Origin of the sequence: Trinickia sp. (assembly GCF_036503415.1) — a bacterium.
GTDB lineage: Bacteria > Pseudomonadota > Gammaproteobacteria > Burkholderiales > Burkholderiaceae > Trinickia.
On sequence record NZ_DASXWY010000135.1, the window covers coordinates 36,594 to 49,595 of the forward strand.

The window sequence follows — 13,002 nt, forward strand, 5'->3', positions numbered from 1 at the left end:
CAAGCGGGCCCGTGCTTTTTTCAGCGAACCGCCATTGCCGAGCGCACCCGCGCGGTGGCGAACGCCGCCGCTTCATCGGCAGGCACGAGCGTCGGCTCGGTGTCGCGCCGACCCTGATATTCGATCTTCCCGTCTTTCAAGCCACGCTCGCCGATGACGAGCCGATGCGGCACGCCGATCAATTCCCAATCGGCAAACATGACACCGGGCCGCTCGCCGCGGTCGTCGAGAATCACGTCGACACCGGCCTCGGTGAGCTGCGCGTAGAGCTTGTCCGCCGCCTCGCGCACGGCCTCGCTGCGCTCATAGCCCATCGGGCACAACACGAGTTCGAACGGCGCGATCGCCTCGGGCCAGATGATGCCGCGCTCGTCGTTGTTCTGCTCGATGGCGGCGCCGAGGATCCGCGTGATACCGATGCCGTAGCAACCCATCACCATGGATTGCGGCTTGCCGGTCTCGTCGAGAAAACTCGCGCCCATCGCGTCGGAGTACTTCGTGCCAAGCTGGAAGACATGACCGACCTCGATCCCGCGGCAAATCTCGAGCGTGCCGCGGCCGTCGGGCGACGGATCGCCCGGTTTGACGTTGCGGATATCGGCCACCTCGGGTTCGGGCAGATCGCGGCCCCAGTTCACGCCGGTCGTGTGGTAGTCGATCTCGTTGGAGCCGACGACGAAATCGCTCATCCGCGCAACGGTCCGGTCCGCAATGACTTTCACGGGCTTCTTGGTGCCGATCGGGCCGAGATAGCCGGGCGGCGTACCGAACCACTGAACGATCTCCTCTTCGGTCGCGAAACGAAAATCCTTGAGCCCGGGCAGCTTGGCCGTCTTGATTTCGTTGAGATCATGATCGCCGCGCAACATCAGCAGCCAGATCGTGGGTTCGGCGCCCTCATTGTCCGTCGCAAGCACGATCGACTTGATCGTCCGCTCGAGCGGAATGCCAAGGAGCTCCGCCACCGCCTCGCATTTCGCCTTGCCCGGCGTAGCGGTTTTCGTCATCGCTTCGCGCGGCGCGGCGCGCTCGGCGATGAGCGGCAGTGCCTCGGCAGCCTCGACGTTCGCCGCGAAATCGGAATTCGGACAGTAGGCGATGTCATCCTCGCCTGTCGAGGCGATCACGTGGAACTCCTGCGACTTGTTGCCGCCGATGGCCCCGCTATCGGCCGCAACGGCGCGAAACTCGAGGCCGATGCGGGTGAAGATGCGTACGTAGGCCTCGTACATCTTGCGATACGACTCGTCGAGCCCGGCTTGATCCTTATCGAACGAATACGCGTCCTTCATCGTGAACTCGCGCCCGCGCATCACCCCGAAGCGAGGACGGATCTCATCCCGAAACTTCGTCTGCACCTGATAGAAGTTCACCGGCAATTGCCGATAGCTCTTGATCTGATTGCGCGCGATATCGGTGACGACTTCCTCGTGCGTCGGCCCCATCACGAAGTCTCCGTCCTTGCGGTCCTTGAAGCGAAGCAATTCCGGTCCGTATTGCTTCCATCGCCCCGACTCCTGCCAGAGCTCGGCGGGCTGCACAGCGGGCATCAGCAGCTCGAGCGCCCCTGCGCGGTTCATCTCCTCGCGCACGATGGCTTCCACCTTGCGAATCGAGCGCAGGCCGACTGGCAGATAGCTGTAAATGCCGCCCGCAACTCGGCGGATCATGCCCGCGCGGACCATCAATTTATGGCTGACGACTTCCGCGTCGGCCGGAGCTTCCTTCAGGGTGCCGATAAAAAAACGGGACGCTTTCATTCAGTTTTCCAAAAGCGGCGGCCCAAGGCGGGCCGCCAAAAGAAGGGAACGAGCGGATTCGGGGCCGGGCAGGCCCGCCGCGCCGCACGCGAGTCGCCTGCCCATACCCCAGATGACGATTCGTCCGGCATGCGGCCGGAACAGGCGGGGCGGTAAGCCTCGCAAGACGTCCGGGCCGTGCTGGTACTTGCCGATGCGGAACACTCGTTATCTGTTTATAATCAAAGCAATTTTAAAGGATTCGAAGGTGGTTGTATGCTGGATCGCGAAGGCTTTCGCCCGAACGTCGGCATCATCCTCTTGAACGCGCACAACGAGGTGTTTTGGGGCAAGCGGCTGCGTGAACATTCCTGGCAGTTTCCGCAAGGCGGCATCAAATATGGTGAGACGCCCTTGCAAGCGATGTATCGGGAGTTACACGAAGAAACCGGCCTGCGTCCGGAACACGTCAAAATCATCGGTCGCACGCGCGACTGGCTGCGTTACGAGGTGCCGGACAAGTTCATCAAGCGCGAAGTACGCGGGCACTATCGCGGCCAGAAGCAGATCTGGTTCTTGCTCCGCATGGTCGGCCGCGATTGCGACATCTGCCTGCGCGCCACCGACCATCCGGAATTCGATGCTTGGCGTTGGAACGAATACTGGGTGCCGCTCGATGCCGTCATCGAGTTCAAGCGGGATGTTTATCAGTTGGCGTTGACCGAGCTGTCGCGGTTTTTGCGTCGCCCGGCGCCAAGGCATGACAAGCCGCGCGGCAAGAACGGACAATCGAAGCAGCCGCCGGCCTGCTCCGAATCCGAGCCGGCCCTCGCCGCGGTGCTCTCGGCGGGCGCGGGCGTCGTCATGATCGAAGCGACAGTCGATGCGTCGGCAGACATGCCCTGCCCATCGAGCCCGTCCGCCGTCACTGCCCCCGAGTAGCGCGCGGCGGTAATGGAATAGCCGGAAAGTCGCGAACGGGCGCTATCATTCGGTTCTCCGAATCATCGTGCCCGTTTTTCGAGGAACCCATATTGAAAGCGACGACTCTCGCCATGGCCGCGCTGGCGGCCTGCGCCGTGCTGGCCGGCTGCTCGCACACTCCCAAGTCCCACACCGAAGCCTCGGACAAGGACGAGAGCACCTTCACTTACCTGCTCGAACGCCAGTCGAAGTGGACCGAAAACAAGCTGGATGCGCTGCCGCCATTGCCGCAATCGGCCAATTTGTTGCCTTTCGAGGTTTCGCAAAATACGCCGCTGCGCTTCGCGGTCGACGCTAAATCGATCGATGTCGGCTCGGACGGCGTCGTGCGCTACACCATCGTGGTCACGAGCCCCTCGGGGGCGCAGAACATCAATTACGAGGGCATTCGCTGCGACAACTACGAGTGGCGGCAATACGCGGGGTTGAACGCGGATCACAACGGTTGGGACAGCAGCGTTGCCACGCGCTGGCGCCGCATCGAAAACGGCGATCTCAACGCCTATCAGGCCACGCTCTACAAAGATTACTTCTGCGCGAACAAGTTGCCGGCGGCCTCGGCGAAAACCATCGTCAACAATATCCGCTACGGGCGTACGGCAGCGTCATTGATTCATTGACGCAGGACACCTGCGGCGCATGCAAACCACGATTGCGCCGCCATCAGTCTCTCTAGACCAGCACCAAATTGTCGCGGTGAATCAGCTCGGGCTCGAGCATGTAGCCGAGGATCGACTCGATCTCGGCACTGGGCTTGCGATGGATGAGCTTCGCTTCCGCGCTGCTGTAGTTGGTGATACCGCGCGCGATTTCGCGTCCAGCCGCGTTGAGACACGCGATGACTTCGCCCCGCGCAAACGCGCCATGCACATCGACGATACCGATCGGCAAAAGACTCTTGCCGCCGGCGGTCAGTTTTTCGACCGCGCCATCGTCGATGACGACATGTCCACGCACTTGCAGATGATCTGCCATCCACTGCTTGCGCGCGGCGAGCCGGGCCGTGCGCGCGACGAGTTGCGTGCCGATGGCCTCGCCGGCTGCCAGCCGCACGAGAACATCGGCCTCCCGCCCGCTTGCAATCACGGTATTGGCGCCGCTGCCTGCCGCCCGCTTGGCCGCGAGAATCTTGGTGAGCATGCCGCCTCGGCCGATACTGGAGCCGGCACCGCCCGCCATTGCCTCCAACTCCGGCGCTCCGGCGTCGGCCTCGCGCACCAGCTCGGCGGCGGCGTCCTTGCGTGGATCCGCTGTGAAAAGCCCGAGCTGATCGGTGAGAATAATTAGGGCATCGCCCTCGATCAGGTTGGCGACGAGCGCGCCGAGCGTGTCGTTGTCGCCAAACTTGATCTCGTCTGTGACTACGGTGTCGTTCTCGTTGATGATCGGCACGACCCCGAGTGCAAGGAGCGTCAGCAGTGTCGAGCGCGCATTCAGATATCGCTCGCGGTCGGCGAGGTCGGCGTGCGTGAGCAGGATCTGCGCCGTCCGGATGCCGTGTTCGGCAAACCGGCTTTCGTAGACCTGAGCGAGGCCCATCTGGCCCACGGCGGCAGCGGCCTGGAGCTCGTCGATTTCCCTCGGACGTTTCACCCAACCGAGGCGCTGCATTCCCTCGGCAATGGCACCCGAGCTCACGAGGACCACCTCTTTGCCAAGCCCACGCAACTGCGCGATCTGCGCGGCCCAGCGCCCGATGGCGGCTTGGTCGAGTCCCCGCCCGTCATTCGTGACGAGGCTCGAACCCACTTTGACTACCAGGCGTTTCGAATCGGCGATGACAGAGCGCATCGTGCGAAAGTCTCCAATTGAATAGCGCGGGTAAAGCGGCCTGCGCAACGCTGCGGCGCGCAATCCTCCGCGCCGCCGGCCGCGATCGTGAAGCGACCGCTACGCGCTTGGCGCGCCGCCTTCCGGTTCAGTCGACGAAGGTCCACCGCGAAATCGTACGTCCGCCGCGAGATCTTCGGCTTGCTCCGCGCGATGGGCGTCAGAGTGGGCGGCAAGGTAATCGTAGATGGCGTAGCAAAGGTTTTCGCAACCGAAACCGGTGAGCGCCGAAATCTCGAAAACGGGGCCGGTCCATTCGAAGCGCGCGAGAAAATCCGCAACCCGCGCCTGCCGCTCGTCCTCCGGCACCATATCGAGCTTGTTGAGCACGAGCCAGCGCGGTTTTTGAAAGAGCGCTTCGTCGTACTTGCGCAGCTCGCCCACGATCGCACGAGCTTCCGCCACGGGATCGACGCTTTCATCGAAGGGCGCGAGATCGACGAGATGCAGCAGCAAGCCGGTGCGCTGCAGGTGACGCAAAAACTGGTGACCGAGGCCCGCACCTTCGGCCGCGCCCTCGATCAAGCCGGGGATGTCGGCAATCACGAAGCTCTTGCTGGGGCCCACCCGCACCACGCCGAGATTCGGCGCGAGCGTCGTGAACGGATAGTCCGCGATCTTCGGCCTGGCATTCGATACGGAAGAAATGAATGTCGACTTGCCGGCGTTCGGCATGCCGAGCAGGCCCACGTCGGCCAGCACTTTGAGTTCGAGCCGCAACATACGCCGCTCGCCGGGCTTGCCCTCGGTCTTTTGCCGCGGCGCGCGATTGGTACTCGACTTGAAGTGGAGATTGCCGAGGCCGCCGGCGCCGCCCTGGGCGACGAGGACCGTCTGCTCGTGTTCGGTGAGATCCGCGATGAGCTCGCCGGTGTCCTGATCGGTGATGACCGTGCCCACCGGCATACGCAGGACGATATCGTCGCCGCCCTTGCCGTAGCAATCCGAGCCGCGCCCGTTCTCGCCGTTGCGCGCCTGATGCTTCTTCGCGTAGCGGTAGTCGATCAGCGTGTTGATGTTGCGATCCGCGATGGCATAGACACTGCCGCCTCGGCCACCGTCGCCGCCGTCGGGTCCGCCGAACGGAACGAATTTCTCGCGGCGCATCGACGCGCTGCCGTCGCCGCCGTCGCCGGCGATCACCTCGATCCGCGCTTCGTCAATGAACTTCATCTATTGCTCCGTCCCGTGTTTTCGATATTGTGCCGCGCCGGCCGACGATGACCAAGCCGGCCAACGCCATGCCAGCGGGACAGGGACGCCACTTCGCGTGGGCTTGCAGCCCTGCCTGAGCCAAAGCGCAAACTGCGCTTGCAACAAAAAAGCCCCGCCATTTCGCGGGGCCTTCTCGGTTTATCGCACCCGTGTCCGGTCGAACTCAGACCGCAGCCGGGATGACGTTGACCATGTGCTTCTTGGCTGCGCCTTTCGTCGTGAACTTGACGTGGCCGTCGACCAGCGCGAACAGCGTATGATCCTTGCCGAGACCGACGTTGTCGCCCGGGTGCATACGCGTGCCGCGTTGGCGAACGATGATGCCGCCTGCGTTGATCGCCTGGCCGCCGTACACCTTCACACCGAGGCGTTTCGACTCGGAGTCGCGGCCGTTGCGGGAAGACCCGCCTGCTTTCTTGTGTGCCATCTGATTGCTCCTTGACCGGTGCGCTTACGCGTTGATCGCGTCAATGCGCAGTTCGGTGTAATTCTGGCGGTGACCAGCGTGCTTCTGGTAGTGCTTCCGGCGACGCATCTTGAAGATGGTCAATTTCGGATGCCGACCGTGTGATACGACGGTAGCTTTGACGGAAGCCCCACTGACCAGCGGAGAACCGAATTTGATCGATTCACCTTCGCCCACTGCGAGCACCTGGTCCAGCGTGATTTCAGCGTCAATGTCTGCCGGTATCTGTTCTACTTTCAATTTTTCGCCGACGGCAACTTTGTACTGCTTGCCACCGGTTTTTATGACCGCGTACATTGATAACCTCACTCTGTATTCCGCCGTTGCACCGATTCCGCCCGTCGTTCCGCCGCCTGAACATCCAGGACGCGTGCCGGGGACGCCACCCGCACAACAGCATTCCTCTTCCACGCACCGCGCGTGAAAACGCGTGATTATACATGGGGTTAGCTGCAAGGTCAAAACTTCCGGCGTAACCCGCCTTTCAGCGGTCCGATCCTCTTTCCGTCGCGCGGCGCTTCCGATGCGGCCCCAATGATGCCGGCGCAGCGGCTCGATTCGCCGGGCGAGTACGTCGCATGCGCCTCGGAACCGTTGATAACCCTTTATAATCCGCGGCACTACCCATTTTTCTCATCATGTCGTCGACCGCCACCTCCCCTCCCAGCGCAGCCAACCTGCTTGCCCCTATCACCGAAGATATGGAGCAGGTCAATCGCGTCATCCGGCAACGTTTGGCCTCCGAGGTGTTCCTGATCAACCAGATCTCGGAATACATCATCGGCGCGGGCGGCAAAAGACTGCGTCCGGCGCTGCTGTTGCTCGTCGCGCGCGCGCTCGGCGACACCACGGGTCACCGGCACGAGCTCGCGGCCGTCGTCGAATTCATTCATACGGCCACCCTGCTGCACGACGATGTCGTCGACGAATCGGACCTGCGCCGCGGCCGCAAGACGGCCAATGCGCTGTTCGGCAACGCGGCCAGTGTGCTCGTCGGCGATTTCCTCTACTCGCGATCGTTCCAGATGATGGTCGGCGTCGGCAAGATGCGCGTCATGGAGATCCTCTCTGAAGCGACGAACATCATTTCCGAGGGCGAAGTCCTGCAGTTGCTCAATATGCATGACGCCGATGTCGACGAGACCCGCTATATGCAGGTCATTCGTTACAAGACGGCCAAGCTATTCGAGGCCGCTGCCCAACTCGGCGCGGTACTCGCGGGAGCGGACGCCACCACGGAAGCGGCCGCCGCGGAGTTTGGGCGCCGCATCGGCACGTCCTTCCAGATCATGGACGACTGGCTCGATTACACCGGTACGGCCGAATCGATGGGCAAGAACGCCGGCGACGATTTGCGCGAGGGGAAACCGACGCTGCCGCTCATCTATCTGATCGAGCGCGGCACGCCCGAGCAATCGGCGCTTGCCCGTCAAGCGATCGAGCACGGCGGCACCGACCGGTTCGAAACGATCTTCGATGCCATTACCCGCTCGGGGGCGCTCGACCATACGCTCGAATGTGCGAAGCGCGAGGCACAGGCAGCGGCCGCGGCAATTTCATCGTTCCCGGATTCCCATTACAAGGAAAGCCTGATAGAATTATGTTCTTACTCGACGGCGAGGCAGTCCTGAAAGCGACTGATCTGCTTGAGTAGTCCAATTCGGGGTGTAGCTTAGCCTGGTAGAGCGCTACGTTCGGGACGTAGAGGCCGGAGGTTCGAATCCTCTCACCCCGACCAGAATTTCCAAAAAGGATCGACGGTTCGTCGGTCCTTTTTGTTTTCCGGCTCGCTCGGCGCTGCGCCTCCGCAATAGAGGCGGTCCCATTCGGCGTGCGACCGCTCCCTTCGCACATCAGCCGAAAACGCTGCTCGCCTTCGTTAGGCTGCATGTTCATCATCATGCGGAGGAAGGCGAGTCATGACTAGCATCAACGGGCCCGTACCCGAAGTACCAAACGACGGTTGGCTACCGCCAAGCCACTCAGATGCTGCGGTCGACGCAGGTGGTTCGCCTCCCTCGACCCAACCAGCTTTGGGTCCCCTCACTGCGAGACGAGCCTACGCCGGGCAAGCAGCCGATGGAAGCGGAAGAGACAACCATTCTGGCCAACAACTCACGATGTATCTCCAGGGTTTGACAACAGCGGCCCTCGACGAGCTGTGGAATACGCCGCGCGCGCCGGTCAGCGAGATAGTCCCTGCGCATTGGACCTTCCATCGCTCGCTGGCAGCAAGCGGTAATGGGCGCGATTCGAACAGTGTCGACCGCGCGCTGGACGCCGCAGCCAAAGAACATGGGATTCGTCATCCGATGGACCATCTGCTCCTGCTCGATACGCATCACAGCGGCGACAGGTCCGAACCGGCACCACGCGCCGACCTCGAGGTCATGACCGGTGCATGCGACGCGGTCTCGCAAAGAATGGAATCCGCCGATGATGCGATAGCGCGCCTGGGGATTTCTCATTCACTCGATCAGGAATTGTTGAGAGCTATCGCGCGGCAAGCCGAGGCAATGGCTATGCCGCCGGTGGATCCGGATGTATTGAGACGGGCTGAATCGACGGTCACGGACGACAGGTCGGCTTGCGCACTCCTTACCGTAGCCATCCTCTTTGGCGTGCGTCGCGACGAGCAGGTTCGCGCCTTGTACGACGCGCAAGCGAGACAGCAGATTCGTTCACACCTGCCAACTATATTGAACGAACTCAACGGCCACGACAGTCGCCAATGATGCTTAGTCGTTGTCAGTACAACCCGGCTGGGGATTGCAAATCGTTGACTGCCTGGCGCCCGACATGCGTCCGCGGCCGATAGGCACGCACAGCGCTCTGCTATATTGTCGCCATCCCCTTTTCGGCCTGTTCGCTACGCGTGGAACACCTCCCCTTATGGGCGCAAGTCGGCGCCGTCTTCGTACTCCTCTTCGTTTCCGGCTTCTTCTCGATCTCGGAAACCGCGATGATGGCGCTCAATCGCCATCGCCTCAAACATCTGGTCACCAAGGGCGCGTTCGGCGCCAAGACAACGCAGGGCCTGCTCGCGCGCACCGATGAGCTGCTCGGCGTCATCCTCATCGGCAACAATCTGCTCAACACGATCATCCCGGTGCTGACCACCTCGATCGCGCTGCGCACGTTCGGCAGCAACAACCTCGTGCTGTCGATCGCGACCGGCATCGTCGCGTTCCTCATCATCGTCTTCGCCGAAATCACGCCGAAGATCGTCGGCGCGACCTACCCCGAGAAGATCGCGCTGCCTGCCGGCTTCATCATCGCGCCGCTCATGCGTGCGCTGAAACCGGTCATCTGGTTCGTCAATCTTTTTTCGAACGCGATTCTGGCGCTCTTGCACATCAATACCAAGGGCGGGCGCGATCAGCGTCTCTCGACCGAAGAGCTGCGCACCATCGTACTGGAGTCCGGCAGTTTCATGCCGACCAAGCACCGCAGCATTCTGCTGAACCTGTTCGACCTCGAAAACATCTCCGTCGACGACGTGATGATTCCGCGCCGCCGCATCGAATCGCTCGATTTCGACGCACCGTTCGAAGACATCATGCGGCAACTCGAAACCTGCTATCACAACAAGCTGATCGTCTATCAGGGCGATATCGACCGTGTACTCGGCGTATTGCACGTCCGCAAGACGCTCGCCGCGCTGCATAAGCAGGAACTCGAACGCGAAACGCTGCGCGAGCTGCTCACCGAGCCGTACTTCGTTCCATCGGGCACTCCCGTATTCCAGCAACTCCAGTACTTTCAGGAAACGCGGCAGCGTACGGCGCTCGTCGTCGACGAGTACGGCGAGTTGCAAGGGATGGTCACGCCGGAGGACATCCTGGAAGAACTCATCGGCGAATTCACGACATCCATTCCACGCAGCGCCGGCTCCCGGCGAGGCTGGAACGAGCAAGGCGAATGCATCGTCGCGGGCAGCATGCCGCTGCGCGAACTCAACCGCTGGCTGCAGCTGAACCTGCCGACAGACGGCCCGAAGACGCTCAACGGTCTCATTCTGGAAACGCTCGAGGAAATTCCCGAAGGCGACGTCTGCGTGCGCATCGGCGACATCCCGCTGGAAGTGATGCAAAGCGACGATCAGGCCATCCGCACCGTGAAGGTCTTCAAACCGAGAGCACAGCCGGCGGCGAAACCGGCACGCGATTGACGCACTGCCCTCCGATGACGGACAGCCCCTGACCGATCGGCCGAATGTCGGCGGCCAGCCGTTCACGCGATGATGACTTCATCGCTTTCGAACGACTGCATCCCGCACTGACCCGACATTCGATGTCTTCCCAGCTTCCCTTCCCTCTTCCTGCTGCCGCGCCGCTCCCGTCCGACGGGGACGACGCGCCGGCTGTGCGTCTTCTGGCCGACACGCTGGCGCGCGCCTCGCAACTCGGTGCATCCGATATCCACGTGGAACCGGGCGATGGCACCTGGCGCATTCGCTTGCGCATCGACGGCGTGCTGCACGAGGCGTCGGCACCACCGCCGCATCTGCGCGACGCCTTCGTGACACGCGTGAAGGTGCTCGCGAAGCTCGATATCGCCGAACGCCGCCTGCCCCAGGACGGGCGGCTGCGGCTCGCATTCGCCGCGGATGCGGCGCAAGACTATCGCGTCAGTTCTCTGCCGACGATATTCGGCGAAAAACTCGTGCTCCGCAGGATGCAAGCGCTGCCCGCCGATCTATCGCTCGCGGCACTCGGCTTCGACGCGTGGCAAAGACCGGCCGTCGAAGCGGCCATCCGCGCGCCGCACGGACTGATCCTCGTGACGGGGCCGACAGGCAGCGGAAAGACACTTTCGCTCTACTGCTTCTTGCAGATGCTCAACACCGCGTCGCGCAACATCTGCACCGTCGAGGACCCGGTCGAAATCGAGCTCGCCGGCATCAATCAGCTCAACGTACGCGACAAGACCGGCTTGACGTTCGCTACCGCGCTGCGCGCATTGCTGCGCCAAGACCCCGATGTGATCATGATCGGCGAAATCCGCGACGGCGAAACGGCCGATGTCGCCGTGAAAGCTGCTCAAACGGGCCATCTGGTGCTGTCGACCCTGCATACGAACGATGCACCGAGCGCCATCGCGCGCCTCATCGATATTGGAGTGCCGCCGCTGAACGTCGCCACCGCGTTGCGGCTCGTCACGGCGCAGCGGCTCGTCCGCCGCCTATGCCCCATTTGCGCCACGCCCACGGCCGCGTCACCCGAACAGCTGCGCGCGGCCGGCTTCGACGAGGCCGAAACAGGCGCCTGGGCTCCGACGTCCGCGTCCGGTTGCGAAGCTTGTCATGGCATCGGCTATCGCGGGCGCGTCGGCGTGCATCAAACCATGCCGATATCCGCCGCGATGCGCGAGTCGATCGTCTCGCGCACGAGCCACGACACGCTCGCGCGGCAAGCACGCGCCGAGGGTATCGCGACTCTGCGCCGCGCCGCGCTCGACCGTGTACGGGATGGCGTCACCTCGCTCGCCGAAGCTATCGCATCGACGGAGGCGCAATGAAGCAGGCGCACAGCGACAGCGGCGAAGGGCAAGCCGCGCCCGCATTCGCGGAGCGGCGCTTCGCCTGGCGTGGCATGAAACTCGATGGCACGCAGTGCCGCGGCAAGGTCATTGCACCGCACTTGGCTGCGGCTCGCGCCGCACTCAGGGAACGCGGCATCCTGGCCGGTTCGCTCGAGGTGCGCGGACCTGCGCCGCCGCCGCGGGCCACCGCGCGCGAGATCACCGCATTTACACGCCATCTGGCCGGTCTCCTCGGCGCGGGCGTGCCGCTCGCGCAGGCGCTCCAGTTGATCGCGCACACCCCGGCGCGCGGCGGCGTGGCGCGCATTGCCGCCACCCTCGCGCACCAGCTCGCCAACGGTCAAGGTTTTGCCGCCGGCCTCGGCGCGTTTGCCCAACACTTCGATCCGTTTTATCGGCAGCTCGCCGCTGTCGGCGAGGCCTCAGGCACCCTGGCCCATGTTCTTGCGCGGCTCGCGCAAGAGCGCGAACGCATGGCCGCACAACGTGCCAGGATGCGCGCGGCGCTCGTTTATCCCGCCGCCGTGCTGGTGCTCGCCGTAGCGATTGCGGCCGCGCTCCTGGTGTGGGTCGTCCCGGCGTTTCAGCTCGCCTTCGAGAGCTTCGGTGCGCCATTGCCACCGCTCACCCGCGCCGTCGTCGCGTTGTCCGACGCCACGGTCCATCGCGGCCCGGCCTGCCTCGCAGTCACCGGCGCACTGCATCTGATGGCAACACGCGTGCTTCGCCGCTCTTCGGCCGCTCGCATCGCTCTCGGGCGGTTCGCGCTTGCCGTTCCTTTCGTCGGGCGGATCTCTCGCTTGGTGGCAGCGGCGCGCTGGTGCCGGGCGCTCGGCACGCTGCTGGGGGCGGGCACGCCGCTCGCCGACGCGCTGGCGTCGTTGGCGCATGCGACGGGCCATGCGATATTCGACGCGGCCAGCGCGGATATCGCCGCGCGGCTCGATCGCGGAGAACGGCTCGCGGCGGCGATGCGGGCCGCCGCGTGTTTTCCGCCCGCGCTCGTACAGCCGGTGGCGATCGCGGAGGAGTCTGGCTCGCTCGATACGATGCTGCTCGACGTCGCGGCGCTAGCCGAACGCGAGGTCGAGGAGGCCGCCGGCCTGATGGCGAGCCTCGCGGAGCCGGCGGTCGTCATCGTATTGGGGGTGCTCGTTGGGGTGCTTGTCGTCGCGCTCTACCTTCCCGTGATCGAGCTTGGCAACGTGGTGTAGCATCCAGCCC

The 13,002-nt window shown here is 63.4% G+C and carries 12 protein-coding genes and 1 tRNA gene; 8 read left to right on the forward strand and 5 right to left on the reverse strand.

Going from position 1 to position 13,002, the window contains the following annotated elements:
* Window positions 1–20: 20 nt before the first annotated feature.
* Complete coding sequence (locus tag VGL01_RS17225) at window positions 21–1,760, reverse strand: proline--tRNA ligase (protein ID WP_331571420.1); 1,740 nt, start codon at window positions 1,758–1,760, stop codon at window positions 21–23.
* A 255-nt stretch (window positions 1,761–2,015) separates the two neighbouring features.
* On the opposite strand from VGL01_RS17225, the gene VGL01_RS17230 reads away from it, so the two are divergent.
* Both VGL01_RS17230 and VGL01_RS17235 read left to right on the forward strand, forming a co-directional pair.
* Entirely contained in the window at window positions 2,016–2,681 is a 666-nt protein-coding gene (locus VGL01_RS17230; RefSeq protein ID WP_331571481.1) for an RNA pyrophosphohydrolase, read from the forward strand.
* Window positions 2,682–2,773: 92 nt separating this feature from the next.
* A complete protein-coding gene (locus VGL01_RS17235; RefSeq protein ID WP_331571422.1) occupies window positions 2,774–3,343 on the forward strand; it encodes a CNP1-like family protein in 570 nt (189 codons plus the stop codon).
* A 52-nt stretch (window positions 3,344–3,395) separates the two neighbouring features.
* On the opposite strand, the gene proB is transcribed toward VGL01_RS17235, so the two are convergent.
* From proB to rplU, 4 genes are all read right to left on the reverse strand, one after another.
* Window positions 3,396–4,514: a glutamate 5-kinase gene (gene proB / locus VGL01_RS17240; protein WP_331571424.1), complete on the reverse strand. Its 1,119-nt coding sequence runs from the start codon at window positions 4,512–4,514 to the stop codon at window positions 3,396–3,398.
* A gap of 99 nt (window positions 4,515–4,613) precedes the next feature.
* The gene (cgtA, locus tag VGL01_RS17245) at window positions 4,614–5,726 is read right to left on the reverse strand and encodes an Obg family GTPase CgtA (RefSeq protein ID WP_331571426.1); all 1,113 of its coding nucleotides are present in this window, start codon (window positions 5,724–5,726) and stop codon (window positions 4,614–4,616) included.
* Between the two features lie 205 nt (window positions 5,727–5,931).
* Window positions 5,932–6,195, reverse strand: a complete 264-nt coding sequence (gene rpmA / locus VGL01_RS17250) for a 50S ribosomal protein L27 (protein WP_173257976.1) — start codon at window positions 6,193–6,195, stop codon at window positions 5,932–5,934.
* 24 nt (window positions 6,196–6,219) lie between these two features.
* Window positions 6,220–6,531 (reverse strand): 50S ribosomal protein L21, encoded by a 312-nt coding sequence (gene rplU, locus VGL01_RS17255; RefSeq protein ID WP_331571428.1) that lies wholly within the window; start codon window positions 6,529–6,531, stop codon window positions 6,220–6,222.
* 341 nt (window positions 6,532–6,872) lie between these two features.
* Between rplU and VGL01_RS17260 the strand changes: the two genes are divergently transcribed.
* From VGL01_RS17260 to VGL01_RS17285, 6 genes are all read left to right on the forward strand, one after another.
* Complete coding sequence (locus VGL01_RS17260; RefSeq protein WP_331571430.1) at window positions 6,873–7,865, forward strand: polyprenyl synthetase family protein; 993 nt, start codon at window positions 6,873–6,875, stop codon at window positions 7,863–7,865.
* 30 nt (window positions 7,866–7,895) lie between these two features.
* Window positions 7,896–7,972, forward strand: a tRNA-Pro gene (locus tag VGL01_RS17265).
* A 382-nt stretch (window positions 7,973–8,354) separates the two neighbouring features.
* Complete coding sequence (locus VGL01_RS17270; protein ID WP_331571432.1) at window positions 8,355–8,969, forward strand: hypothetical protein; 615 nt, start codon at window positions 8,355–8,357, stop codon at window positions 8,967–8,969.
* Window positions 8,970–9,109: 140 nt separating this feature from the next.
* Window positions 9,110–10,405: an HlyC/CorC family transporter gene (locus tag VGL01_RS17275; RefSeq protein WP_331571434.1), complete on the forward strand. Its 1,296-nt coding sequence runs from the start codon at window positions 9,110–9,112 to the stop codon at window positions 10,403–10,405.
* Between the two features lie 122 nt (window positions 10,406–10,527).
* Window positions 10,528–11,754: a GspE/PulE family protein gene (locus tag VGL01_RS17280; protein ID WP_331571436.1), complete on the forward strand. Its 1,227-nt coding sequence runs from the start codon at window positions 10,528–10,530 to the stop codon at window positions 11,752–11,754.
* A complete protein-coding gene (locus VGL01_RS17285) occupies window positions 11,751–12,992 on the forward strand; it encodes a type II secretion system F family protein (protein WP_331571438.1) in 1,242 nt (413 codons plus the stop codon). The genes VGL01_RS17280 and VGL01_RS17285 overlap by 4 nt, the downstream gene beginning before the upstream one ends.
* Window positions 12,993–13,002 lie beyond the last annotated feature (10 nt).